The following is a 26,514-nucleotide window of genomic DNA, read 5'->3' on the forward strand; positions in this document are numbered from 1 at the left end:
ATTGATTTATCCAATATACTTACTTGGTTTTACGATATCGTAATCCCATCCTTTTCCAGTGTCAATAACAATTCATCCAGTGAGCGATCCAGACGTGTAGTAATATCTGCCGAGAGTACGAATTGTCCATCATCCAGTCGTTCAATTCCCTGATCCACAGCATACACACCACCCAGGATATGTCTTCCACCAAGGGCCGCCAGTACAGGCTTCAATGCATAATCAATGGCCAGCAGATGAGCAACAGAGCCACCGATAACGAGTGGGAGTATCAACTTGCCCCGTAACCCTTCTTGCGGAATCAGATCCAGGAATAGTTTAAGCACTCCCGAGTACGATGCCTTGTATACGGGTGTAGCTACAATGACTGCATCCACGGCTTCCACGACAGCAAGTGCATCACGAATGAATGAGCTGTCAAACCGGGCTTGCACCAGATCCTCAGCGGGCAGATCCACAACGTGAATAACTTCAACGGTGATGCCTGCCTCCGTTAATTTTGGCTGCTGTAATCCGTCAGACCTGTCAAACGCGAACGCTTGGAGGGTGATCCGGCAATAATGACAACATGTGACATGAATATCTCCTCCTCAAGCGTAAACGGCTGTCGCCGTCCTCTGGTGGCACAGCTACCGTTTCGCAGTGAAATATAAAAATGGATAGGGTGAAACTTATAAATTCTTATATTTTGGTATAGCGGTCAGACCGCTCCTTTTACTTTGGGGTCCAGCCGATCGCGAATATCGTCTCCAATCAGATTAACCGCCAGTACAAACAAAGTGATCGCCAGACCCGGGAACGTACAGATCCACCAGGCAACCGTCAGATAACCTCTCCCTTGGGAGAGCAATGCACCCCAATCCGGTATTTCCTTCAACACCCCAAGTCCCAGAAAACTGAGTCCGGAGCCCGTTAGAATTGATGTCCCTACGCCCAGCGTAGCCATGACCAGCAGGGGTGACAATGAATGTGGCAGTACATGTTTCCAGAAAATACGTGCATTGGAGCCGCCCAGTGAACGTGTCGCTGTAATGAAAGGCAGACCTTTAACTGATATGACCTGCCCACGCATCACCCGTGCGTAGCCCGGAATGGAGGAAACCGCAACAGCCAGTGCAATGTTTATCAGTCCTGGCCCGAGAGCAGCTGCAACAGACAATGCCAGGAGCACGCCGGGTACAGCCATCAGAATATCGACAGCCCGCATCGTGACGGTATCAACAACGCCTCCGGCATAACCGGAGATAATACCAAGCGCACTACCGACAATACCGCCCACAAGAACGGAAGCAAATCCAATGAGCAGCGAATCCCTGCTTCCATGCACAACCACACTGAAGATATCCCTGCCAAAATAGTCCGTCCCGAACAGATGCGCAGCAGAAGGAGCCTGCAGTATGGCATCCGTCATCATCTGGGTTGGATCATAGGGCGCAATCCAGCCCGGTACAATCGCACATGCCACGGTAAACACCACCACCAGCAATGCTGCATAAAAGAATAATCGGGATACTGCGAATGAGACGCGATAGCGCCAAGGGCGGCGATTCCACAGACGGATACGTCCTACACTGCCCGCCCATGCTTTTTTGTCACCAGCCAAAGGTTTCATGCTCATGAGCAACAACTCCTCCTTTCATACTCTGCGTCAGGACACTTCTGACTGTTCCATCCATGATTATGTGCGGACTGCACGCCGAACCCGTGGATCAATGTACGAATACGAGATATCCACCAGCAGGTTCAAGACAACGTAGATGATAGATGTAAAGAAAACCACACCTTGCACCACGGGAAGATCCTTGGCCATTAGCGCATCGGCAATAATTCGACCGATTCCTTGTCTGGAGAAGACAGTTTCCACCACAACGGTTCCCGCAAGCAGATCACCGATCAGCATGCCGATTACCGTTACTGCAGGAATAAGTGCATTACGCAGTGCATGACCATACATGATCGCACGTTCCGAAAGTCCTTTGGCCCGTAACGCCACGATAAACGGTTCATTGATCACTTCCAGCATGCTGTTCCGTACCATCCGTACGATAAATCCTGCACCCACGAGACCCAGTGTGGCAGCCGGAAGAACCAGTGAGCTGAATCCGTCGGAACCCATCGCCGGGAACCAGCCAAGCTGTACCGAGAATAACAGGATGAGCAGAATCCCCGTCCAGAAGGTTGGCATGGAAATGCCGAACAGTCCAACGAGCCGGGCGACGAAATCAATCACGCCATTGCGATGAATCGCAGACAGTACACCAAGTGTTATTCCAATCGTGATGGCAATGATTGAACTGAGTGCGGTCAGTGCCAGTGTCGCTGGAAAATGTTCTAGTATTTTTGGCAATACCGGATCCGAATTGATCATGGATTTACCGAAATCCCCACGCAGCATATCACCGAAATAGTTCGCAAACTGGATATAAAACGGTTGATCCAGTCCTAGCTGAACCCGCAGATTCTCGATCATCTCCGGGGTAGCCGAGGATGGGTCCAACATGAGCAGCACCGGATCACCCGGCAGAAGATACATGATGCAGTACACCAGCACCGAAGCTCCGAATATAACCAGAAGCGATGTTGCGAGTCGTGACAGTATCGTTTGAACCATACCGGGATATCTCCTTCCTGAATCTGGATTGGCCGTTCCTATAGTGCGTGTTCAAAAAGACCAGTTTTCAGTACCGAGAAGATGGAATGAAGCTAGAAATGGAGTAGCGGAGCGTAGGAAACTACGTAAGCAACTAAAATGTTTCCAAAGGAAACATACTTCGTAAGCCTCCCGCTTATTTCGGCTGAATTTCATATTCGATGCTGATTATGCCATTAGGCATGACTCGTAATCAAAAGTGGACTTTTTGAACAACCTCTGTTAGGGCTGAATGCGGACGTCGTTAAAGAGCGGATACCCCAATGAATCAAACTTGATGCCTTCGACCCTTTTGGATGCAGCGACGGTATACGGGAATACATAGATCGGCAGAATTACCGCTTGCTCAATCAGGTAATGCTGGATTTGATTGTAGATCTGAACACGTTTATCGGGATCTGTCTCAACCGCTCCCTGCTCTAACAGTTCATCGATCTTTGGATCAGACAAACCGGACAATGTCGGACGCTCGCCCTTTGCACTCGTATGATAGAAAGCGTACAAGGCATTAGGATCAGAATTGACCTGACTGTTACCATAGAGATCATAATCCCAGTTCTGATAGATGACTGTTGCGATATCTTTTGTAATCTCCACTTCAACGGCGATGCCTACCTGTTTCAGCTGTTGCTGGATAATTGCAGCAATGTCATTGCGTTTCTCCCGATTGGGTGAACCATCGACATAACGCAGGGTCAGCTTCTGGCCGTCTTTGGCACGAATACCGTCTGCACCTTTCACCCAGCCTTGTTCGTCCAGCAGCTGATTGGCTTTGTTGATGTCCGGGTTGATGCTTCCTTCCAGCGATGCATCATATCCCAGGATTCCAGGAGACAGTGCGGACCACGCACGTTCGTAGTTGCCCAGATATAATGTTTTGACAATCGATTCCACATCTACAGCGGATTGCACTGCCTGCCTTACTTTCACATCATCCCAAGGCGCTTTGCGCAGATTGAAAAAGAGTGTATATGGCAGTCCAACTGTATTGGCCTGCAACAATTGCTGGTTCGGATCGTTCTTTAAGGCAGCGATATTTTGCGGCGGAACGGTCTCGGCAGCGAGTACCTGACTACTCTGAACACTTCCGATGCGTGTCGCTTCTTCCGGTACGATCTTGAATGTGATCGTATCCACATGAGGTGCGGCTTTATTTTCAACCGTCTCAGGTCCCCAGTTGTAATCCTTGTTCTTGGCAACGACGATATCCGCATTTTCATCCCATTTCACAAAGGTATACGGACCCGTGCCCACCGGATTTTTACCCAGCTGATCGCCATATTTTTGGGCAGCTGTAGGGGATACGATCCCCAGTAGCGCCTGACTCAAATTGCCGAGAAAAGCTTGCGATGGTGAATCCAGATTTACCTTGATGGTATATTCATCAATGACTTCGGAGGAGCTGTACGGTCTAATCAGGGCAAGGGAATTGGCAGCTTTGGTGGCCGGATCAATCACCCGGTCCAGATTGTATTTCACGGCTTCCGCATTAAACGGCGTACCATCGTGGAACTTCACACCTTCACGCAGCTTGAACGTATAACTCTTGCCGTCCTTGGATACGCTCCATTCCGTGGCAAGCCAAGGTTTGATGGAGCCATCAGGCAGCTGCACGACCAGATTGTCGTAGATCGTCCGGATGGCACGCACCGTTACGGCAAGCCCACTGCGATGAGGGTCCAGCGTATCCGGTGAAGTTGCAAGTGCAAAACTCAGGTTGCCTCCTTCGACTTGCCCGGTCTGCCCCCCACCTGATGCCTGTGCCGTACTGTTCGTGCTGCCTCCCGCTGCTCCGCAACCGGATAATACCATCACCAATAATGCTGCCAATGCCATATATTTCATCCATGAGATAGACCTGTTCATATCGCTTCCCCCTCTGTGTATACAGGTGTCATTAAATTGATGTTTATACCAATACTTGATATATCCTATGAGTTAAGTGGGTTTTAAGTTAGTACGAAACGTAGTGTACATTGAATAGGGTTCATCTCAGTTATGCCAAATCAGATACAACCTGCTTCTTCGCAGCCGTATAACGGTTAACCGGAATTTTCACCCCAAGGTTACCTCGCAATGTATCGTGTTCATAGTCCGTACGATACAGGCCGCGCTCTTGCAGAATCGGAACAACCAGTTCTACAAAATCAGACAATCCACTTGGCAGTTCGGAAGCAATAATGAAGCCATCTGCCGCTTCCGTCTCGAACCATTCCTGAATTTTGTCAGCGACCTGCTCTGGTGTGCCCAGAAATTTGCTGCGTGGTGTTGCTGCCCGCAGAGCCACTTCACGCAAAGTCAATCCTTGCTCCTTGGCATCCTTCTTAATCTTGTCCGTGCCACTTCGGAAACTGTTGCTTCCAATTCCGTTCAGCTCCGGGAACGGTTCATCCAGCGGATATTGGGAGAAATCATGATGTTCGAAGAAACGGCCCAGGTAATCCAATGCTTTGTCAATCGTGACCAGGCTTGCGATTTCCTGATATTTCTGTTCAGCTTCCTCTTCTGTCCGTCCAACAATAGGATTGATACCTGGCAGAATGACAATATCCTGTGAAGAACGTCCATAGGAAGCGGCCCGTGTTTTGACATCCTTATAGAATGCCTGAGCATCTTCAATCGTATCGTGTCCGGTAAAGACAGCATCCGCTTCTTGCGCAGCCAGGTTTTTGCCATCTTCCGAAGAACCCGCCTGGAATATCACCGGCTGTCCTTGCCGTGAACGCGCAATGTTGAGCGGACCTTGTACGGAGAAGAATTCTCCTTCATGATTAAGGGTGTGCAGCTTGGATGGGTCGAAGAATACACCGCTCTCTTTGTCTCTTACAAAGGCATCATCTTCCCACGAGTCCCATAACCCTTTGATTACCTGCAGATATTCTGTAGCAATGCGGTAACGTTCCGGATGCGTAGGGTGGTTGCTCTTACTGTAGTTTTTCGCTGTACCTTCCAGCGGAGAGGTCACGACGTTCCAGCCTGCACGGCCATCACTGATCTGATCCAGGGAACCGAACTGTCTGGCTACGGTGAACGGATCACTATAGGATGTCGAGAGGGTACCCACCAGTCCAATGCGTGAAGTAACGGCAGCCAAAGCGGAGAGGATACTGATTGGTTCGAAGCGATTCAGGAAATGCGGAATGGATTTCTCGGTAATATACAGACCGTCTGCGATAAAAACAAGATCGAACTTGCCTTCCTCCGCTTTCAGTGCCTGACGTTTGTAGAATCCAAAGTTAACGCTGGCATCCGAAAGAACCTCCGGGTGTCTCCATGTGGTGTTGCTTCCTCCAACCCCATGAATAATGGCTCCAAATTTCAAACTGCGTTTCGCTGTCATATGCACTCCGCCTTCCTTGGATTAGAATCTTTAAAAGAATGATCAAGGGCCAACTGAACTGATTACGTATGCGAAATAACTTAAAAGTTAACTATTCCTATGAGTTTGGTTTGTTTTAATTTCACAAATCTTATCACTGCCCCGTAAAAGGGTCAACAGCGTGACTAATAGATTTTTTCTATATGAACATTGAAGATGTAAATAAGACCATTTACATCCCAAGTGAGCCTTAACTTATGAACGTTCCAGCTGCTGTACAAATGCGATCTTGCATCATGCAGCAGCCGGAACGGCTTGCTTCAAAGGTATATATCAACTCCCGTTAGACTGCTGCCGCTTCGTCCGCTCGTGCCAGAAGTTCAGCCAGCTTCTCCAGATCAGGTTCCAGCAAGGCTTCAAACTTGCCGTCCCCTCCCACTTCAATAACGGGTACATGCCGAATGCCATATTTTGCTTCAAGCACATCACGCAGGACGTCATTACCCTGCACTTCAATGTTCTCAAAAGGCTGGTTTCGCTCTGTCAAAAATGCTTTCACTTCCCCGCAGAAATGACAGCCTGTTTTGCTCCACAGCACGACTTTTTTGGTTAATGATGACATCGACATACCTCCTGATTGTTTTTAAGATCAAGATCTGGACGATTGAATATGAACGCCCTAGACCTTAAATTCCCATCTGTTAAATAAGAATTATGGCTCTAAATGTACTCCCGTGCCCTTCCTGCGTCAATGGATCTGCTAATAGAATAAACCTATAACCAAATAGAAAGATTAAATTATAAATTTGAAAGATGGCTTATTTTACAGGAATGAATCGCTATTGGCCCCTCCTAACCTGGTTAAAAGCTTGTTTTGCTAAATCAGTGTAGAACTCGATCTGATCCGGACTTCGATCTATGGCCCACCTCAGGGTATCAAAAGCTTTCAATAACAACACATACCTGGCTTGATTCAGTACACGCTCTTGCTCTTGTGTACTTGTCCCATATCCTTCTAAAAACGCTTTCAATTCTTCCTTGTCAGGACCCTCACCCCTTAGCTGACATTGCATGAGTTGAGTGATATCGCCATACGGCGTGACGGTGACCTCCGCATTTCCCCAGTCCAGAAGGGTAATTTCTCCTGTCAAACTTACGATTGTATTCTTCAAAGAGAGATCGCCGTGGCATAAGCCAAAGCGGAAATTTTGCATGTTCAGTTGTTCGAATAATTGCCTTACGACCTGTGATTCCTTCATCGTCATCACACCAAGCTCGATCAGCGGGTCCTGCTCCGTCAGACTATTGATATTGTATTGCACATATCCTTGCCAACTTCCATCTGATCCTGCATGAGGGGGAGAGTAAAATTTGTTTTGTACGGGATCGTGCATTTCCCTTCCGAAACCTGCCACCGGGATGGATTGCATACGTTGTGTGTACTCACCAAGTTTCCTCCAAATCACGGACGGGGGCACTGTCGTATCCAATCCGTTATCCCCTTCCACAACCGTTTGAATCATATAGGCATGTTCAGCGTTGACCCCAACGGATAATGTCTGTGGCCCAGGAATACCGGCACTTGTTGCTCGTTCGATGCACCATTTTTCTTTCAAAAAGGTGGGATATGTATCTGGATTATTCATCCGTACAATCACTTTATGACTTGCCGTTTCCACCAGGCAGACCTGATTAACAAAACCTTTACCCACGATATGATGTGAGCATGTTACTTTTTCCAGCAAAAAATCACTGGCAATCTGTTCGGCTTGGTTAACTATAGAATTCTTCACCGTGCATCCTCCCTCAATCGCTATACTTTAAGTGGTCTATATACGTTGAACTAATCATTTATACGATAACGGAGAGGACAGAAAAAAACCTGAAAAAGCGAAGCTACAAGCTTTCTGCAAGAAAGCTGCCTCGGAAGCATACGCTACCCCCGGATTTCCCCTTGAGAAAGGGGAATCGAAAAAATCTGGGGATAACAGCGATTGGAAGGTTATTCTGTCATCGTAGTGTCAGTATAAATAATCTTTAGTTCAACTTATATAGCTACCAACTCATATGTAATATTCGGATGCGGAATGAATCAGAGCGATTACACAGGGTACCGCCACATTTTCCATTCCGCATCATGCTGCTGATTCGTATAACTAGATCGCCTGACATTACAGATCTGGGTTCAAGAGCTGAGGTGGGGCGATAATGGGCCAGCCTTCTTCCATCGAATTCAGTTGGTCCGCAGACACGCTGATAATATGCCCAGAATGTACACCCCAACGTTCTGCCGCATAGACCGAAACAAATCGTCTTCGCTTGTCTCCGCTGATCTGATATCGAATCTCGGGTGCATCCACTGCAGCAACAATACTTCCTTCTGCCCAGCTATTGTGAGAACCATGAACCGCTGTCGTATGCACCTGTTGTGATTCCCTCGGCCATCCATGCACGTCCCCCGCTGATATCAGTGCTTCTCCGGCAGGAATGGCGAGCAGATCCGGCTTGGCAACCTGAACAGGAGATATTCCACGCGGTACAGGGATATTCAGCTTACGCCGCCGACCGCCAGTTAAAGTATAGACATCTCCTTTGGCATCGGACAGGAACGAACCTTCCGGGTAGAAGTCATAACTGTGTCTGAACTGTAATGCTGGATCTTGGCTGCCCTGCGTTGAGATTCGCTGACGCGGATCCATTGGGGTTGTGTCACCATCCTCTTGTTGACCGGATGGGGTACCAGAGGTTTGTTGTCTAGCCAAGCGGGAGGTTTCGGCAACCAGCGCATGGGGATCTCCCCACTTTTGGCTATAAAACTGCTCGTTATCCTTATTCACTACAGCAAAGTCTTGCTCACCCAAGGCTTTCATACTGACACTTCCGAAGTGGTGGATAAAAGCATCCCCGGCTACCGCAAGCTGGTATCCTGCCAGCTTCACTCGGATGATCCAGTCATCATCTTCGAAATTGCCCACCGCGTACCCTTCGTCCAGATAACCTACCCGTTCCAGCAGTTCCCGTGAGAACAACCAGCAGAACCCGACCAGGCGATTGGTTATTCGATGTTTGTCTGCATCCGGACGATTATGTGTGGCGGCAAAAGACCACATCTCTTCTACCTCACGGTACGGAACCTCAATCTGCTGATCCCCGCCAATATAGTTGGTCACCGGACCCACCACACCAATCTTCGGATCACTGGCAAGACAAGTCATCATGTTATCCAGCCAGCCCGGAGTAACGAGCGTATCGTTGTTCAGTACGATGATATGTCGTCCTCTCGCCATCATCAGCCCATGATTGACACCTCCGGCAAACCCCCTGTTCTGATCCAGGGCAGCAACCCGCACCATGCCGCCTTTGCGGAGCATGGCCTTGGCAGTTCCATCTTTGGAGCCATTATCCACGACAATGATTTCGAAGGGGGCAGGGGTATGCTTTTCGATACTGGACACACATTGCAGCACATACTCCCGCTGATTGTACGTGGGGATAATGATGCTAACTCCTTCAAAAACAAGACCAAATGAACTCTGTCCCTGGCGGACACCTTCGTCATATCCTCTACGATAACCCTGTTTGTAAAGCCTGGCTCTGGCTGTGCGACTGCTTTTACCATTACGTCTGGATCTCCGCCGCGTTGAGCGACGACCTGCTGCATGCAGGACGGCCTTGGCAGATCGCGAGGCATCGCGCTGTGTGGCAGGGCGGGCCGCTTTTTTTCCGCTGCTTATGCTGCCATTCCGGTTATTTTCACTGTGGCTGTTGTCACTACGAGTGCTGATATTTGGTGTGATGTTGTGATGACTGTGACCCTTTCGACGGATGACGTTTCGAGCATTAACCTTGTTGTTACGACCATGACGTCCTCCCCCGCGCTGTTGATCGGGTGTGCTCATGTTGCTCCCTCCATTTCCACTTGTCCGTGAGGCTAACACGCACATGACCAGCCCCCGGACGGTCCACTAGAGTTGAAGCTCTCCTGTTACCAGTTTGTCAGCCAAATGTCCAAAATCCAGAGCGACCTTGCCGAGTTCACCTGCAATTCGCCGACACAGAATGACCGCCGGAATTCCCGCCGCCACCAAAGCGATATCAAAAGCATGTTCTGCGGTTTGCTGCATTACCCTCGGAATATCCATGACTCCCGCCACAGAACCAATGATACCTGTGACATGAATCCCCCGGTTATGCAGCAGTGCTGCAAGCTCTGGTGCCTGGCTGCCTATGAGCAGAACCCGCCGTCCTTGCAGCAAGGGCAACACCAGGCCGGACTGATGCAGACTGTAATTGATCGTGGAACTGGTCAATTTCAGCTGGGACCAGTCGATCCCGAAGTGGCGCAATACCGGAAATAACAGCCCCTGGAATGTCGGCGCCCGCGAGATCGGCACGCCAACCCAGTCGGCGGCCTGTATGGCTTCCGCAAGCAACGCGCGGATGTCTGGCGTTGAGCAGGGCACCCCTGCATAGGGCAGAAACGGTGCCAGCTCTTGCACTTCCTGACCTGGCAGCACCGTATCGGCTGCCAGCGTGAGCAGTTCGCCATCTCCGAGGCGAACGACAGACAAGGGGCGCTGCGCATCCAGCGCCGCCGTGATGTGTCCAGCCATCTCATGGGGGCTGGACAGCCGGGCCAGGCTGGGCGCATATTGGCGGAATCCCGCCGCGATCAGATCTGCCGCAGCCACGGCTGGCAGAATGTGATCCGGCGGGATGTGCTGCGCCACCAGCGCCTCCCCGCCGGCGAATACGCCGTCGCGGTAGCCCTCGGCGTAGCCGCCGGGCACGGCCTCCGCCTGCACTGCGTGCTCCGCGGGCGGAGGCGGCAAACCCTTCGCGCTGCCCGCATTCGCGCCGGCAGCGCCTCCCCGCCCCGCGGGGGCGACACCCTTCGGGTGTGTCGCCTGGCGCGGGGCGGGGCCAGCACCGCTGGCAGGCATCGCCTGTGGCGTGCTGGCTTGCGGTGCTGGCATGGGCGCACGGCGCATCGCCGTGCGCTGCTTGGCGCGGGCAGCGGCACGTCGGCCCCGCGCTGTTGCAGGCCTGCGCCCAGCAGTGGCCTGGCGCAGGCCGGCTTTGCCTTTGCGGGCGCGGCTGGCTCTTGCCGCTCTGCTCGCACTCGCAGAGCCAGCTTTGCCTGCTCTGCCAACAACACTGCCTGTGCTGCTCGCTTTCCTTGCAGCAGCTTTATGCGCTGCACCTGCAGATGCACCCGCTTTGGTCAGGGTACTGCGTTTCCCTGACTTCACACCTCTGACTCCAGCAGACCCTGTACCTGCTGCTGCCGGAGTGCCACTGCCCATAAATACGGCCGGGTGGATGCCCCGTGGCTTACCCGACACGGAGGCCCTAGCGGCCCCGGTGCGTGTCACTACTCTCACGCCATTCCCTCCTTTGGCATGCACGAGGATTGTCGCTGCGCAAAGCGCCGGAGCATCCTTCCAGCTCCGGCGCAGAGTGTTCTGCTCCCATGGGGCACCGCACAGCGGCAGCATCAGTCGCATATATTTTAGGGCAATTGTCCTTTCATGCGGACAGCTGCTTCCTGGAGCGATTCAAACGTACCTGCATCACTCCAGTATTTCTGCAAAATGTCGTATTCCAGTCCGCCAGCAGACGCGTAGTGATTATTCACATCCGTAATTTCAAGTTCTCCACGCGCAGACGGCGCAATGTTGCGAATCAGGTTAAATACATGATCGTCATACATGTATATGCCCGTCACACAATAAGAGGTTTTCGGCTGGCTTGGCTTCTCCTCAATGTACGAGATTCGCTCTGGATGCTTTGGATCAAAAACAGGCACCCCGTAACGTCGTGCATCATCCACCTCTTTGAGCAGAACTCGCGCTGTACCCGCAGGTTGCTGCATGTAACGGTCCACATAAGGCTTCAGATCATCGCTGAAGAGATTATCTCCGAGAAGCACAACGAATTTTTCGCCAGGAAGAATAAAAGTGGTCGCCAGATCCAACGCTTCCGCAATCCCGCCTGCCTTTTCCTGAATGCGATAAGTCAACTTCACCCCATGATCCGCTCCGCCACCAAGATACTCTGTATATAACCCGGCGGAATGTTTGTTGATCACAATCAATAGTTCATCAATGCCTGCCTGGCGGAGTCTGTCGATGCCATACATAATCATCGGATGTTTACCGACTGGAAGCAGATGTTTGTTAATGAGCCGGGTCAGCGGATACAGTCTAGTTCCTGTTCCGCCGGCAAGAATTACACCTTTCATTCCACGTTCCCTCCTTCATCGGATATGTCCATATATTCAAGCGGATCGACATGCCATTTGTTCATAAAAATCGAACGATTACGTTCAAGCAGCTGTTTCCACGCTACCGGATCTGTCTTCTGGAAGCTGGCACTTCCCTGATGATGCACGAGAACATCTCCACATACCAGCAGGCGATATCCCTGCAATCTTGCTCTATAACAATAATCGTCATCCTCATAGTGTCCCGGAGAATATGCCTCGTCAAGCAGTCCAACCAATTCCACGACATCTCGTTTCATCAGCATGCACAGACCGACGATCCGGCGTACTTCCCTCCACCTTGAAGAATCCGCAATATTATTGGAATTGGCCAACTCCTGAAAATGTTCCATATCCCGAAACTGCAGTTTAATCTGCTGGATGCCGCTTGCATAATTCGTAACAGGACCCGTGATTCCAATACTTGCGTCACTGTACAGAGCCGTTCGCAGGTTCTCCAGCCAACGGGGCGTGACCGTAACATCATTGTTCAACAGCAGCAGCTCATCCCCGCAAGCGGCACGAAGTCCAGCGTTACACGCTGCCGGAAACCCCCGATTGTCCGGGAACCTGACAAATCGAATTCGCTCCAGCGCACAATATTCAGCCGTTCCATCGGTCGAACCGTTATCTACCACGATAATTTCATATGACGCAGGATCGCCCGAGTATTGACGTATGGCATCAATGCAGGGCCTGATCAGATCCAGACCATTGTAAGTTGGGATAATCATACTCGTCAGTGTCATTAGGCGTTCCTCCTGTAAGCCACTTCTACACGGGAGAGTGTATGTGCCTGGGCTGGATTCCAACCTGTACCCAGCAATGTAGCCAGTGCCTCCAGATGATCTCCGATGATCAATTTGGCGACATCATTCCCACTTCCCGTGTTACCAGGACGCAACCGATTGGAACGAATAACATCCACCTGACTTGGTGCAGAGACGTTCATTCCATGCTGAATAGCTAGACTTTGTGCCTTAGGTGGAACGGCCAGTGATGCTGGCTTCACGGTCTCAATCATACGACGAGATAATGCATGAGGCACGGCTGTCATGGAATTGGAACCAAGATCTGCCCTGCCTAATGTTCGGTTCAGATATGCTTTGATCCGGCTTACCTCATCCTGCCCTGCAAACGCAGGAAGCAAAGACGTCAGATTATTCAACGCCACATCCTGTCCCCGATCAACTGCATACAGAAATGGTGCAAGCTCTTCAGCCGAGACGACCATATCTCCATCCACAAAGAGTACCGACTCCGCATCCGTCATCTTGGCTCCAAGTGCCCGGCCCACATCATGTCCTGCCCGATCCGGTTCATAGATTACTGTAAGTCCCGGCTGCCTTAGTACCTGCTTCAAACTGTCATCTGTCGTTCCATTCAGTACCACAATAATATCCGTTAGAGGCAACCGCTTCAGTTGCAATAACACCTGCCCCAGTGTGTGTTCCTCATTACAGGCACAGACAACGGCAGCAGCCGAATGACGAAGAGGTAATGGCACGATCTGGAATGAATGTCCCGAGGCCTGAGCATAACCTTGCATAAATGCCTTACCTGCTTTCAGGACCAGCTCGAAGTTGCTTAGCTCCGCAACGTTCGCCGCGTGTGCATTCCATACGAGACGTGCGTGTTTTTCTGATACTGTGTTGTTCGTCTTTGCCTCGCTTCCTGCAACTTGCCCCGCTTTCCACATCAAGTGCAGATCTACTTGGCCAGACTTTGATCGGCTTCTTCTTGTTTTTTTAATATCTACATGTTTTTTGTTCCTAAGACGCTTGTTCATTCCTGTTCTTCCTGCTGTCGTTTGTCTATTTGTTGACCGCCTGCGGCGGACAACCCCTGAACGTCCCTTCATTTCCTCACCTCCAGCATGCTGCATCATCCGATGCGACATGCTTACCTCGCCAGGTTGCGAACACGTTGCAGATCGGTATAACCTCCCCGGGGACCGAGCGTATCCGTAATCCACTTGATCGCTGCCATATGATCATTGAGTACCACTTGACTTAGCAGATCAGGTCCACTTCGCTTTTTGATTCGTACTGCATTCATTCTACCCACAGGTACGTGATGAACAGCGCGTACCCGAAGTCCGCCGATCACTGCCTTCGCTTGTGCGAGTGGCGGAACTTCCAGTGAGGATATCCCCATGACCTCAAGTCCTGCTCGGCTTATTGCATGTGGAATAGCTGTCATGGATGCTCCCCGGAGATCGGATCTTGCGAGTATGCTGTTCAACATGTGTTTGGCCTCCACTACCGGATGAACGGGATGATGAGTGACTGGCCCATGGTAGTCGTTAAGCGCCACATCCGTTCCCTTCAGCACAGCCTTCACGTAAGGTGCAAGGTGCTCTGCGGGAATTACGATATCTGCATCAGTAAATAACAATACCTGACCGCGCGCCTCCGCTGCGCCTACTTTTCGTCCTCCATCATGCCCCAGCGCTTCGGCATACTTGAGCACTCGTGCTCCAGCCCGTTTGGCTGCATTAGCCGTACCGTCTGTTGAACCATTCACAACGACAAGCACTTCAGCATCACGGCATATCCGTAGCGCTTCACGTACAACTGCACCAATCCTTTTCTCCTCATTCATGGCAGGGATAATGACCGAGAGCATCGGTCGCTGAGAAACATCTCTGTGTGAAGGAGCATCACTCATGCCATTTTCCGTTCCATTCTCTACTCCATCCTTGGCCTGTGACATCAGCTGTTTGGATGGAATAACGAACGTATAGGCTTTTGTACCCTTTTTTTGTCCAGACTTCCATCTTCGTTTCTTCAGCACTTTTTTTCTTCGTGTCACATTGGATCGGGTTGCATAACGTGCTTTGGTACGGTTTTTGCGCAACAGTTTCACCTCCCGCATTCGATCATCGGCATGCCAAGGGAGTACACGTTATTCTATGTATTCGTGGAGCAGTGGAAACGGCGTTTGTCCTTGCACGAAGCAGGTTCTCCCTGTGAACACGAGGGTACAGGTCTTGCTTTTAGACAAAATACGTCAAATTATGTGAAAAACGCTACCTCTCCCCTACTTCAGACACAATTTTAACAAAAATCTAAATTTGTATCTTTTCCAAAGTTTTACATTGTGATAATATACGTTCCAAGCAGTTTTATTTACAAAAATAACCTTGTGGTGAACATAAGTTCCCCTACATTTTTTAAATCAATTTATTGACCTAAGGTTGATTAGATGATGACCTCATTCACAGAACCTGTTAAGCAGATACATTTTACTCTTGAGAGGAGTGATGCCGTTCAGAACACACTGCCTTTGTCATTTACGCAAACCCGGATTGAACACCCCAGTTTTCCGTGAACGTATCTTCTACCTGCGCAATTGGACAACCCCCGGCTTTCTGAAAGAGGAACACAATAGACGATTAAACCTTCGGGCTGAACTGAATAAACGGTTATCCTTTTTGTTTGGTGTCGTGCTTAACACTTCCCGAGCTAAGGCCAAGCCGATTTTGTTCCAATCGTTTCTTGTCTTATTCCACGCTTCAGGTTCAGCCCCACGCTCCGCGCTGCCCAAGTTGCAGACGGAATTCCAACCGAGACTGGCATAAACATTTTCCAACCAAAAAAATAAGTTTAAGAATGGGAGAGTTTACTATGAAATTCGCCAAAGTTATGCCAACAATTCTTGGAGGAGCTCTTTTGCTCGCTTCCGTATCCTCTGCTGCTGCAGCTCCAGTGTCTGATCAATCCATTCCACTTCAGGCCCCTTATGCCTCTGAGGAGGGTATTCCATTGAACAGTGGAACAGATGACACCATCTTTAATTACCTTGGACAGCAGGAACAATTCCTGAATTCCGATGTGAAATCCCAGCTCAAAATTGTCAAAAGAAACACAGATACATCTGGCGTAAGACACTTCCGCCTGAAACAGTATATTAAAGGTATCCCGGTTTATGGTGCAGAACAGACAGTCCACCTGGACAAAACCGGTGCCGTGAGTTCCGCACTTGGCGATCTTCCACCGATTGAAGAACAGGCCATTCCGAATGATGGTGTAGCCGAGATCAGCGGAGAAGACGCGATCCGTATTGCAACCGAAGAAGCAACCTCCCGGATTGGAGAGCTTGGTGCCGCGGAAATCACACCTCAAGCTGAATTGAACATCTATCATCATGAAGAAGATGGTCAGACGTATCTGGTTTACATTACGGAAGTAAACGTACTGGAACCTGCCCCTCTACGGACCAAATATTTCATAAATGCAGTGGATGGCAGTATCGTATCCCAGTTTGACCTCATTAATTTTGCCACTGGAACAGGCACAGGTGTACTCGGTGATACCAAAACCCTGACGACCACCCAATCCGGCAGCACCTTCCAACTGAAAGACACCACTCGCGGCAATGGCATCCAAACGTACACGGCGAACAATGGCTCCTCGCTGCCAGGTACTCTGCTCACGGATTCGGATAATGTATGGACCGATCGTGCAGGTGTGGATGCTCACGCCCATGCAGCTGCCACGTATGATTTCTACAAAAACAAATTCAATCGTAACGGGATTAATGGTAACGGATTGCTGATTAGATCCACCGTACACTACGGCTCCAACTACAATAATGCCTTCTGGAACGGAGCACAGATTGTCTTTGGTGACGGAGACGGAACGACGTTCCGATCCCTGTCTGGTGACCTCGATGTTGTGGGTCATGAATTGACGCATGGTGTCATTGAATATACAGCCAATCTGGAGTATCGTAATGAACCAGGCGCACTCAACGAAGCCTTTGCCGATATTTTTGGTAATACGATCCAAAGCAAAAACTGGCTGCTCGGGGATGATATCTACACACCTAACATTCCAGGAGATGCGCTGCGCTCCCTCTCCAACCCCACATTGTATGGTCAACCTGACAAATACAGCGATCGCTACACAGGCACACAGGACAACGGCGGTGTCCATACCAACAGTGGTATCATCAACAAAGCTTACTACCTTGCTGCTCAAGGCGGAACACATAATGGTGTGACTGTCACCGGAATCGGCCGGGATAAAGCAATCCAGATTTTCTACAGCACACTGGTGAACTACCTGACACCAACGTCCAAATTTGCCGCTGCCAAAACAGCTACCATTCAAGCAGCCAAAGATCTGTACGGAGCAACTTCCGCTGAAGCTACTGCTATTACCAAAGCGTATCAAGCTGTAGGCCTGTAAAATCTAATTTTAATGTGCTTGAACTTATAATGTACTCATCATAATAGTAACAAAACGTTCAGACACCCCTCACCGTCCGAACGGATTAAGCTTAGATCAACCAAAAGCGGTGTCCCGGACAACTCTGGACACCGCTTTTATCATTTATTTATTACGGATTCAATCCTGCACTATCCTTGCGAAGGTCCCGCAGCAATCCATGATAACAACCCGTACGTATGCTTGCAATCTGCTGTACGTGACACTTCAAGTACCGCTTCATCCTCACTCTGCGAGAGCAAGGAAATCTGGAATCCCCGATCATTGCTCATGCCCACAATCACATAATGTTCTGAAGCAAATGATTCTTCAAAAACAACGGTTACCTCTGTGCATACTTCACTCTCCGGCAGTACAAAAGCTTCCATCCCGAATTGTTGTACAACTGGTTGTTTGCTTACGCTGCGAACGGGCTGGAAGGCCAGATGTTTGGCTTGAACTGCCCCTGATTGCAACTGGCTGCTGCCCACGGCATCATCACAGAGATGCTCCTGTTTAATCGATTGTTCACTTAACATAAACTCCGTAGTTCCAGCGAACTCCTGTGACTGTTCAAGCTGTGGTTGCTGAGCCTGTTCTGCCGGCTCTGTCGTGAACAAAGCTGCCGGTAGTTCGCCAAGCTGATCTGTTTGGGATACCAGCTCTTGTTGTTGCTCCAGACCAGTACTCGGTAATGCCTCGACGATTACCTGCTGTGATTGCTGTACACCTTCATTTTCTGGTTGAAGCAATCCCTCTTGTCTTTTGATCGCTGCCAGTTGCTCCAACGTTTCTCCACTGAACTGACGAATCGCATTCCATATCTCTTCGCTCAAATGTGCTGGACCTACAATCCCCGCATTCAAGTGATTAGAGGTAATACTCTGCTCACTAAGTTTGCTGCCGTTCACGCTGCCATCGGCCAATTTGGCACTGGTGACAGACCCATTTTGCAGATGAACCCCGCTTACTGATTCCTCTTCCAGATGAGTTGTGCGAATACTGCGTTCTTGAATATGATCAGCAAGAATGGTTCCCTCCTGAATATGACGAGTTTGCACACTTTTGTCTGCTATGTGGATAGCGGATACCGCACCTTCAAGCAATTTATTACCATTTACACTGCCGTCAGCCATTTTGGCACTTGTTATGGAACCATTGTGCAGGTGAATCGAACTTACCGATTCCGCTTTGAGGTGGGAGATCCCAATGCTTCGCTCTTGAATATGGTCAGCATGTATGGCTCTCTCTTGGATATGACGGGATTGCACACTTCCATTGGCAATATGGACATCCAACACCGCATCGTCAAGCAGTTTGTCGCTGCTCACACTGCCATCCGCCAGTTTGGCACTCGTTACGGATTCACTTTGCAGATGAACCGCACTTATTGCTTCCTCCTCCAGATGGGACGTACCAATGCTATGCTCCTGAATATGATCAGCAAGGATCGCTCCTGACTGGATATGGCGAGTTTGCACACTTTCCGACGCGATATGGCTCCCCAATACAGTATCTTCGAGCAATTTGCTGCCGCTAATGCTACTGTCAGCCAATTTGGCACTTGTTACGGACCCATTTTGCAGATGAACCGCACTTACCGCTTCCTCTTCCAGATGGGCTGTGCCTATGCTTCGCTCCTGAATATGACCAGCATGAATAGCTCCTGCCTGAATATGCCCGGATTGCACACTTTCCGATGCGATATGAATCCCGGATACCGTACCTTCGAGTAACTTGCTGCCAGTTATACTGCCATCCGCCAGTTTGGCACTCGTTACAGCTCCATTTTGCAAATGAATGGCACTTACAGACTCCTCTTCCAAATGTGCTGTGCCGATGCTCCGCTCTTGAATATGATCAGCATGAATGGCTCCTGCTTGAATCTTACTGGATTGCACACTATCGTCTGCAATGTGGATATCTGATACTGCTCCTTCAAGCAACTTGCTGCCGTTTACACTGCCGTCGGCCAACTTGGTACTTGTTACAGACCCATTTTGCAGATGGATGGCACTTACTGCTTCCTGTTCCAAGTGAAGCATGCCGATGCTGTGCTCCTGAATATGGTCAGCAAGGATTACTCCTGACTGGATATGGCGGGATTGCACACTTTCAGAAGCGATATGGATTCCCGACACCGCATCTTTGATCAACTTGCTGCCGGTTACACTGCCGTCAGCCAGTTTGGCACTGATGACAGACCCATTTTGCAGGTGAATCGCACTTACGGCTTCCTCCTCCAGATGGGTTGTGCCGATGCTCCGCTCCTGAATATGGTCAGCATGAATGGCCCCAGCCTGGATATGCCCGGGTTGCACACTTTCTGACGCAATATGAATCCCCGATACGGTTCCTTCAAGCAATTTGCTGCCGTTTATACTGCCATCCGCCAGTTTGGCACTTGTTACAGATCCATTTTGCAAATGAACTGCACTTACAGACTCCTCATCCAGATGAACTGCGCCAATACTGCACTCTTGAATATGATCAGCAAGGATTGCGCCTTCTTGGATATGCCGGGTTTGCACACTTTCATTGGCAAGGTGAGTAGCCGATACGGTTCCTGCAGCTAATTTGCTGCCATCCACACTACCCGTTGCTAGTTTGGAGCGTGTTACAGATTCATCCTGCAAAATAATCGTACTTACCGCTTCTTCTTCCAGATGAGATGTTCCGATGCTGCGTTCATGGATATGATGAGGAAGAATTTCACCATCTTGAATATGACGGGAATGCACAGCTCCTTGCTGCAGGTGAACAGCACTTGTCGACTCTGCCTGAAGATGCAAACCACTGATCAAACCTGGCTGAAGGTGAGCCGCTGTAATGGATAAAGGTGCCAGATGGTCTGTTTCGACAGATCCGGGTGCCAAGTGATGCGATGTGACCACCTGTTCAGCAATATGCTCCTCATGAATGATGTCTGCCTTCAGATGCTGTGAGCTCACTACTTGAGTCCCCAAATGGTCAGATTTCACGCTGCCTTCAGCCAGATGGACGGATTGTACAACGGATGGCTGCAAGTGCTCGCTACCTACAGCAGCCTGTTGCAGTTCTGTCCCGGATACCGAGTCTGCTGTCAAATGGTCCGCACTTATGGAGCCATGCCGAAGTTTGTTGCCGGTAATACTGCCATCAGCAAATAATTCCGGTGAGCGTATTTCTTCCGACAAATGTTCCAGTGAAACGGAATGCTGCTTCAGGTGATACCCACGAATGGTTCCTGCTGGAATATGTTTGGCGTTAATGCTCTCTGCCATAATCTTGGAAGAAGTCACGCTGCCGTCTGCCAGTTTAGCTGACGTGACAGCAAAATCCGCCAGTTTATCTGTTGCAACACTCTCTGGCGAGAGCTTGGGGGAGGTAACCGCATGATCTGTTAGATGAGGCGGAAAAATGGACCCGCCCGCCAGCTGGGCTGAAGTTACACTATCAAGAGCCAATTTGTCAGTTGTGACCGCAGCCCGTGCAATCGCATCCGTTTCAACACTGCCCGGCTGGAGATGAGGTACACCTACCGCATGTTCTGTCAGGTGTTCCGATTTCACTGCATAAGGTCTCAGCGCCTCGGAACCCACGCTGCCTGGAGCCAGATGTGTACCCGTGACTCCACCACTCGCAAGATGCGAGGATATAACACTTCCCGGGGCAAGCGCTCTGCTACTTACCGATGCCGTTCCAAGCTTTTCTGTTGTCACACTTCCATCCGCGAGTTTAACGTCTGTAACGGCCGCATCCTGTAATTCATACGTACCCACGGCCGACTCTGCAAGATGCCGTTCACACACCACATCGTCTGCAAGAGCGTCTCCGGACACACTTCCGGCAGATAGATGAGTTGCCTCGATGCTTCCACTTGCAATGTGAATGGAGTGAATTGCGGAATTGTCCACATGTACCGGTGTGATTCCCCGATTCGCAATGTGTTCCGCACGAATGGACCCTTTGGCAAGATGTTTACCCTGTACGGCTTCATCCGCAATTTTGGAAGAAATGACGCTCTGATCAGAAATCTTGGATGCCGTAATGGATTGCTCCAGCAATTTTGCTGTTCCCACAGACTGGTCTGCCAGTTTGCTGCTGGTTACTGCACCTTCCATCAAATGCTCACTGCCCACTTCTCCATTGCCTATCTGCTCCTTGCCAACGGAATGAGCGCGAATCTGATTTGATCCGATTGAACCGTCCAGGAGATGTCTTCCACTTAGTGAACCCTCAGCTAAATGTCTTGTTTGTATGGATCCATCCTCTATCTGGTCACTTCCAATACTGCCACTTAATAGTTGTGAACGACCGATAGACCCTTCAGCCAGATGTGTCTGTTTAACAGCACCTGCCTGAATATGGTGAGACTCGATGGATAGTTCTTCGATTTTGCTGCCTGTGACAGCGGCTTCCCGAATTTTGGATGTAGTCACTGCATCGTCAGCCAGTTTGGAGGTATTCACAGCTCCACCCGTGAGATGTCTTGTATCCACCCCGCTAATCGCAATCTTGTCTCCAGTTACGGCATGATTCTTGATTAATTCTTCCGTTACCAGCATGCGGCTGAGATGTCTTGTGCCGATGGAGCCGTCGGCAATTTTGGCCGAATCGATGACCTGGTTGCCAAGCTTCTGAGAAGTAATACTGCCATCTCTGATTTTCTCACCGGCAATAGAAGCATTTCGTATTTTATGACCAGACACAGAGCCGTCAATCAGGTGCTCCTCAGATACAGACGCTTCCGCAAGTTTCGCCGAAACAATGGCCCCGTCAGCAATGTGAATGCTGGTCACCGCATAATCCTGCAATGCTTCACTGCCAACCGCATCCGGTTTCAGCTTGGAGGCATCCACAGAGAAAGGAGCCAACTTGCTCTCCGTAACAGCAAATTCACTCAAGTCGTCCGTGTAGATGTAGTGTCCGGTATGACCCGGCATCTGGTTTTGGTTCAGGATCTGCAGCCGGTCCTTGCTTGTTATCTCCTGTTTGTTGATGTCCTGCTCTTCTTCCAGAGCAAGCGGAGCCAAGCTGCTAACCTGAATCTGCTTTTCCGAGCTATCTTGTGTCTCAACTTCCTTGCTATCAGACTCTACGGGTTCCGTCTTGATTTTGGCTTCGATCTCTAGCTCTTCCAGCTCGTTTGTTGAAGAAGGTAACTCCGTTGATTCAAATAGGAATTCTTCCGACTCCTGAACAGCCCTCGAATCCCTTTTATTCGTATTCAAGCGTTCTTCCCTATTCACAGTGAAACCTGAGTTCATCTTGTCTGCCCGGCGATCAGTCAGTTCCAATTCCTTGAATTTCGGGCTCACATGCCGCAGTTTCGGCGTTGGAACCTTCTTTTTGCCATTTTTACTCATGCAGCTTGCTCCTTCCTCTAACGTTCGTCTCCGGCATCATATGCTTCCATATGGGCATCTGCCACTTCATTTATGACTTTTGCGGATTCCAAAGCACGAATGTACAGGCGTCAAGACAGGAAGGTTCGATGATCTTCGTGGAAATAGGCGTGTCAGGGCAGCAGAGGAAAGGCGGCTGTCCACGCCCCCGTCCCAGTCATGTCATAGGATATTATGTTTAGGTCGTGTCTGAAAACTCGCTGAAGTGCATCTTTCAACGTCTTTTCGCCCCCTGCTGTGTCATTTTCCCTTGACGTGCCCCGGCACGCCTGCGGAAAACTTCCTTGCCTGGAACAAAGATTTGGCAAACCTGCTTCCTTCGGAGTTTTAGACACGCCCTGAGCAAGCACTAGTGCTTGGCGATGCATCTTACACACCGGTCTGCGTTATCGCGATGTCTGAGCCATGCGGTGACAGGCCGGCATTCCATGAATGGACGATCCATGGTCGCGATAACATCGAAGGAGGAACGGTCATGCTCCAAGAAACGATCGGCATTATGTTCGATTCACGCATGTACCGGGGGATACCGGCCGGAAGGACCGGTCAGGAATCACTCGCGAATTATGAACAGGCAGCGGCCAGTTATGGATTAACTCCCTGCTTTTTGAGGCTGGATGATATCGATTCGGATCAAAAAACATGTCTTGCCTATGTAAAAAAAGAAGGCAGATATGTTCGCGAGCGCATGCCACTGCCCTCCGTCATTCATAATCGCTCACTCCAGCTTCGCCGGACGGAACAGCATCAGATTACCAAGCTGATGTTGCAGGGTATTCAGGTATTCAACGTTCGCAACCGGTACCGTAAAGATCACATTCATGACATGCTTCATCAGGACCTCGCCTTGCGAGAACACCTGCCCCATGCAGTTAAAGCTACGCCAGAGTCTCTGGCCTATATGATGGAACAATATGATGACCTCGTCATCAAACCATGCAGCGGCAGCATCGGTCATGGTATTATGCGAGTCTTTGAGCGAGATGGACAGTGGAAACTAACCTGTGAGACGAAGGCTGCACGCAAAGGGTGGGCTACCTTCCGATTGAGCAAAGGACAGCTTCCTTCCGCTACCCTAAGGCGGATCTTTCGCCATGCCTACCTCATTGAAGAGCGTATCCCGCTGGTACGTTATGAGGGCAGACCGGTAGATTTACGGGTATCTGTACAACGTGGCGGCGATGGTCTTTGGGGAATAACAGGCATGTTTGCCAAAGCGGCTCCTGCCCATACGTTTGTCAGCAATATCGCCCAGGGCGGTAAAGTCATGAAGCTCGCAGAGGCCCTTGGATTAGGAGAATCTGGCTTTGACTTGGCTCGACTGGAATACAGAATCGGACTCGTTGCACTTCGAATTGCCCAGAATCTGGCGGCCAGTCTGCCACATCTGGCTGATCTGGGTCTTGATCTCGGGATAACGCGCAGCGGCCAGATCTACTTTATTGAATGCAATGGACGGGATCAGCGTTACGGTTTCCGCAAGGCGGGAATGTCGGAACACTGGAAGGCAACGTACAGCAAACCAATGGCTTATGGGCGTCTGCTGCTGGAACAGAATTCGAGGATTCCGAGACAACCGCAGACATACGATAGGAGACTATATTGATTTCGTGTGCATTCTGTGTCAATATTATGCAGAACGGCCGGTCTTGCCGGCCTTGAAGTTCGCATTAACCCTAAGGGGGATATTCATGGCAAAAACGCTGTTGCGATTAATGACCGAGCTTTCTTCGCGCAAATGGATCTCCCGGACCGTGGGATCCTTCTCCAAAAGCCGGGGAAGTAAGGCATTTATCCCTTATTTTGTCCGGACCTACGACATCCCTGTTCAAGAGGCCGAGAAAGATTGGAAAGAATACCGTTCACTGAACGATTTCTTTACCCGCAAATTAAAGCCGGGCATGCGCCCGTTGGAACTTTCAGAGCATGCACTGATCAGCCCGGTAGATGCCAAGATTACGGCAGCCGGTCCAATATCTGCAGGGACACTCCTGAATGTTAAGGGACAAAATTATACACTTGCTGAATTATTAAACCATTCTCCCCATCTGGAGAAGTACAAGCACGGGTACGGGTTCGTCCTCTATCTCAGCCCTCGCGACTATCACCGCATTCATGCACCTGTCAGCGGCCGCAAAATAGAGAGCGAACACATCAAGGGCAAAGTTTATCCCGTGAATGACTTTGGCCTGACCCATATGAGATCCGTGCTTAGTCGAAACGAACGGCTCATTACGTATATCGCACACGATTACGGTGAAGTGGCGGTTGTCAAAGTAGGTGCAATGAACGTGAGTAGCATACAGTATGCTGATACGGACACAAGTACCTGGGCACAAGGCGATGATCTGGCCTATTTTGAATTCGGTTCCACCGTTGTTCTGCTGACGCAAAGTGGCACATTCGAACCAAACCCCGGCTTACAGCCAGGCGATTCGGTCAAAATGGGCGCATTGCTTGGTCGTTTGAAACCGAAGAACTAATGAGTCCATACGCAAATAAAGAGGATGGCGCAGCACCTGTAACCAGGTATTGCGCCATCCTCTTTATGAATTCATATTCATCCATATATACATGCAATACGAAGCTTCGCTCCGTCGTTATTGGTCTGCTGAGTTCTCCTCAAAACCACACATCTTGCAAGTCCTCTGCCGGTTTGAAGCGACGCAGACGGTTCCGGAAAATATTGCATCCCTTCGTAGAGCATCCCCGGTTGCGGACCCGACGTTTTCCGTTCATCACAAGTTCCCCCTTTTGGTCATCTGGAATGCTAGATAATTACCCTTGCGTTCCAGACTTGAAACGGTTTCCTGTTCTTCTCATCAGAATTTCAACGAATCTCGGACGGGCTTTTGCCTGTATACTGCTTGAACTGACGACTGAAGAAGAAGATATCCCGGTATCCCAGAGCATCCGCCACTTCAGTCACATTCATGCCGGTATGCACCAGCAGATGTTCCGCCCGTTCAATACGCATGCGGATAATATAAGATTGCACCGATGATCCAACCAATTCCTTGAACTTGATTGAGAAGTATCGGGGCGATAAGCCAGCCCGCGCAGCCAGATCTTCGACCCGATGTGTAATCCCCGGATGCTGACGCACATAATTGGCGACCTCCTGGATGACATCAGACAACTGGTTGCTTACCTTTTTCTCCACAGGTTCTTCCGTATCAGCCCGCAGCAAATGAATCATCAATTGCTTCAGAATCAATCGGCTCTCTTCATCACGTCCGTACACATCCGATAAGAACAGTCTTACATAACGTGCCAGCAAGTGCTCAAACTCCACCGTTTCCTGTACCTCGCGATAGGACTGAGGCACATCAGTCACAGGTCCGTCCACATCAAAGTGAATATACGTAAGTACCAACGGTTTTTGTTTATTATGTGTTGCAGTAGGATGATCTCCTGGCCTGAACAAAAAACAACTACCCTTGCCAACTTCATACGACTGGTCATTCAGTACAAGCGTTCCTTCACCACTCCATACATAAAATAAATCATAGTTTTGCATCGGTTTTTCCCGCTTCTGCCACTTCCAGCCCGGTTCACAGACAATTTTGGCGACAGCGGGCAAAATAACAAATGATGACGGCGATGCCTGCAGCATGTCGCCACTCCCCCTTGATAGTTAATCTCTCTGCATATGGCATCATTCTGATCTGAATCTCACT

At 49.9% G+C, this 26,514-nt stretch carries 18 protein-coding genes and 1 pseudogene; 4 read left to right on the forward strand and 15 right to left on the reverse strand.

Annotated features, from left to right (window positions below; genetic code table 11):
- Window positions 1-29: 29 nt before the first annotated feature.
- The 13 genes and pseudogenes from ssuE to F0220_RS24605 form a co-directional block, all read right to left on the reverse strand.
- Window positions 30-577, reverse strand: a pseudogene (gene ssuE / locus F0220_RS24545) (NADPH-dependent FMN reductase).
- Window positions 578-700: 123 nt separating this feature from the next.
- Window positions 701-1,618 (reverse strand): ABC transporter permease, encoded by a 918-nt coding sequence (locus tag F0220_RS24550; protein ID WP_105601228.1) that lies wholly within the window; start codon window positions 1,616-1,618, stop codon window positions 701-703.
- A gap of 60 nt (window positions 1,619-1,678) precedes the next feature.
- Window positions 1,679-2,611 (reverse strand): ABC transporter permease, encoded by a 933-nt coding sequence (locus F0220_RS24555; protein WP_036605816.1) that lies wholly within the window; start codon window positions 2,609-2,611, stop codon window positions 1,679-1,681.
- Between the two features lie 261 nt (window positions 2,612-2,872).
- Window positions 2,873-4,516 (reverse strand): ABC transporter substrate-binding protein, encoded by a 1,644-nt coding sequence (locus F0220_RS24560; RefSeq protein WP_105601229.1) that lies wholly within the window; start codon window positions 4,514-4,516, stop codon window positions 2,873-2,875.
- Between the two features lie 130 nt (window positions 4,517-4,646).
- Window positions 4,647-5,990, reverse strand: a complete 1,344-nt coding sequence (locus tag F0220_RS24565) for an LLM class flavin-dependent oxidoreductase (RefSeq protein WP_105601231.1) — start codon at window positions 5,988-5,990, stop codon at window positions 4,647-4,649.
- A 322-nt stretch (window positions 5,991-6,312) separates the two neighbouring features.
- A complete protein-coding gene (locus tag F0220_RS24570) occupies window positions 6,313-6,591 on the reverse strand; it encodes a glutaredoxin family protein (RefSeq protein ID WP_105601232.1) in 279 nt (92 codons plus the stop codon).
- 217 nt (window positions 6,592-6,808) lie between these two features.
- The gene (locus F0220_RS24575; protein WP_105601234.1) at window positions 6,809-7,762 is read right to left on the reverse strand and encodes an aminoglycoside phosphotransferase family protein; all 954 of its coding nucleotides are present in this window, start codon (window positions 7,760-7,762) and stop codon (window positions 6,809-6,811) included.
- Window positions 7,763-8,140: 378 nt separating this feature from the next.
- Window positions 8,141-9,868: a glycosyltransferase family 2 protein gene (locus tag F0220_RS24580; protein WP_105601235.1), complete on the reverse strand. Its 1,728-nt coding sequence runs from the start codon at window positions 9,866-9,868 to the stop codon at window positions 8,141-8,143.
- Window positions 9,869-9,934: 66 nt separating this feature from the next.
- Window positions 9,935-11,476, reverse strand: coding sequence for a GT-D fold domain-containing protein (locus F0220_RS33435; protein ID WP_308737369.1), 1,542 nt, complete (start codon window positions 11,474-11,476; stop codon window positions 9,935-9,937).
- Between the two features lie 5 nt (window positions 11,477-11,481).
- Window positions 11,482-12,213: a sugar phosphate nucleotidyltransferase gene (locus F0220_RS24590; protein ID WP_074096322.1), complete on the reverse strand. Its 732-nt coding sequence runs from the start codon at window positions 12,211-12,213 to the stop codon at window positions 11,482-11,484.
- Entirely contained in the window at window positions 12,210-12,983 is a 774-nt protein-coding gene (locus F0220_RS24595; protein ID WP_105601237.1) for a glycosyltransferase family 2 protein, read from the reverse strand. Before F0220_RS24595 ends, F0220_RS24590 begins: the two co-directional genes overlap by 4 nt.
- The gene (locus F0220_RS24600; protein WP_223199772.1) at window positions 12,983-14,095 is read right to left on the reverse strand and encodes a glycosyltransferase family A protein; all 1,113 of its coding nucleotides are present in this window, start codon (window positions 14,093-14,095) and stop codon (window positions 12,983-12,985) included. Before F0220_RS24600 ends, F0220_RS24595 begins: the two co-directional genes overlap by 1 nt.
- Before the next feature lie 41 nt (window positions 14,096-14,136).
- Window positions 14,137-15,093, reverse strand: coding sequence for a glycosyltransferase family 2 protein (locus F0220_RS24605; RefSeq protein WP_105601238.1), 957 nt, complete (start codon window positions 15,091-15,093; stop codon window positions 14,137-14,139).
- A 406-nt stretch (window positions 15,094-15,499) separates the two neighbouring features.
- Here F0220_RS24605 and F0220_RS24610 point away from each other — a divergent pair, with 406 nt between their 5' ends.
- Window positions 15,500-15,817 (forward strand): hypothetical protein, encoded by a 318-nt coding sequence (locus tag F0220_RS24610; protein ID WP_181156162.1) that lies wholly within the window; start codon window positions 15,500-15,502, stop codon window positions 15,815-15,817.
- A gap of 46 nt (window positions 15,818-15,863) precedes the next feature.
- A complete protein-coding gene (locus F0220_RS24615) occupies window positions 15,864-17,429 on the forward strand; it encodes a M4 family metallopeptidase (protein WP_105601240.1) in 1,566 nt (521 codons plus the stop codon).
- Window positions 17,430-17,599: 170 nt separating this feature from the next.
- Here the strand turns inward: F0220_RS24615 and F0220_RS24620 are convergent, their stop codons facing one another.
- Window positions 17,600-22,795, reverse strand: a complete 5,196-nt coding sequence (locus tag F0220_RS24620) for a WIAG-tail domain (RefSeq protein ID WP_105601241.1) — start codon at window positions 22,793-22,795, stop codon at window positions 17,600-17,602.
- A 514-nt stretch (window positions 22,796-23,309) separates the two neighbouring features.
- On the opposite strand from F0220_RS24620, the gene F0220_RS24625 reads away from it, so the two are divergent.
- Window positions 23,310-24,440: a YheC/YheD family endospore coat-associated protein gene (locus F0220_RS24625; RefSeq protein WP_105601243.1), complete on the forward strand. Its 1,131-nt coding sequence runs from the start codon at window positions 23,310-23,312 to the stop codon at window positions 24,438-24,440.
- 85 nt (window positions 24,441-24,525) lie between these two features.
- Window positions 24,526-25,317, forward strand: a complete 792-nt coding sequence (asd, locus tag F0220_RS24630) for an archaetidylserine decarboxylase (protein ID WP_105601245.1) — start codon at window positions 24,526-24,528, stop codon at window positions 25,315-25,317.
- A gap of 347 nt (window positions 25,318-25,664) precedes the next feature.
- On the opposite strand, the gene F0220_RS24635 is transcribed toward asd, so the two are convergent.
- On the reverse strand, window positions 25,665-26,450 hold the full coding sequence (locus tag F0220_RS24635; RefSeq protein WP_105601246.1) for an AraC family transcriptional regulator: 786 nt from the start codon (window positions 26,448-26,450) through the stop codon (window positions 25,665-25,667).
- Window positions 26,451-26,514: the final 64 nt, after the last annotated feature.

Origin of the sequence: Paenibacillus sp. 37 (assembly GCF_008386395.1) — a bacterium.
Taxonomy (GTDB): domain Bacteria; phylum Bacillota; class Bacilli; order Paenibacillales; family Paenibacillaceae; genus Paenibacillus; species Paenibacillus amylolyticus_B.

Bases quoted from the DNA above. Each gene is read 5' to 3' on its own strand.
- F0220_RS24550 (WP_105601228.1), bottom strand. From the start codon at position 1,618: ATGAGCATGAAACCTTTGGCTGGTGACAAAAAAGCATGGGCGGGCAGT.
- F0220_RS24555 (WP_036605816.1), bottom strand. From the start codon at position 2,611: ATGGTTCAAACGATACTGTCACGACTCGCAACATCGCTTCTGGTTATA.
- F0220_RS24560 (WP_105601229.1), bottom strand. From the start codon at position 4,516: ATGAACAGGTCTATCTCATGGATGAAATATATGGCATTGGCAGCATTA.
- F0220_RS24565 (WP_105601231.1), bottom strand. From the start codon at position 5,990: ATGACAGCGAAACGCAGTTTGAAATTTGGAGCCATTATTCATGGGGTT.
- F0220_RS24570 (WP_105601232.1), bottom strand. From the start codon at position 6,591: ATGTCATCATTAACCAAAAAAGTCGTGCTGTGGAGCAAAACAGGCTGT.
- F0220_RS24580 (WP_105601235.1), bottom strand. From the start codon at position 9,868: ATGAGCACACCCGATCAACAGCGCGGGGGAGGACGTCATGGTCGTAAC.
- F0220_RS33435 (WP_308737369.1), bottom strand. From the start codon at position 11,476: ATGCGACTGATGCTGCCGCTGTGCGGTGCCCCATGGGAGCAGAACACT.
- F0220_RS24590 (WP_074096322.1), bottom strand. From the start codon at position 12,213: ATGAAAGGTGTAATTCTTGCCGGCGGAACAGGAACTAGACTGTATCCG.
- F0220_RS24595 (WP_105601237.1), bottom strand. From the start codon at position 12,983: ATGACACTGACGAGTATGATTATCCCAACTTACAATGGTCTGGATCTG.
- F0220_RS24600 (WP_223199772.1), bottom strand. From the start codon at position 14,095: ATGAAGGGACGTTCAGGGGTTGTCCGCCGCAGGCGGTCAACAAATAGA.
- F0220_RS24610 (WP_181156162.1), top strand. From the start codon at position 15,500: ATGCCGTTCAGAACACACTGCCTTTGTCATTTACGCAAACCCGGATTG.
- F0220_RS24615 (WP_105601240.1), top strand. From the start codon at position 15,864: ATGAAATTCGCCAAAGTTATGCCAACAATTCTTGGAGGAGCTCTTTTG.
- F0220_RS24620 (WP_105601241.1), bottom strand. From the start codon at position 22,795: ATGAGTAAAAATGGCAAAAAGAAGGTTCCAACGCCGAAACTGCGGCAT.
- F0220_RS24625 (WP_105601243.1), top strand. From the start codon at position 23,310: ATGCTCCAAGAAACGATCGGCATTATGTTCGATTCACGCATGTACCGG.
- asd (WP_105601245.1), top strand. From the start codon at position 24,526: ATGGCAAAAACGCTGTTGCGATTAATGACCGAGCTTTCTTCGCGCAAA.
- F0220_RS24635 (WP_105601246.1), bottom strand. From the start codon at position 26,450: ATGCTGCAGGCATCGCCGTCATCATTTGTTATTTTGCCCGCTGTCGCC.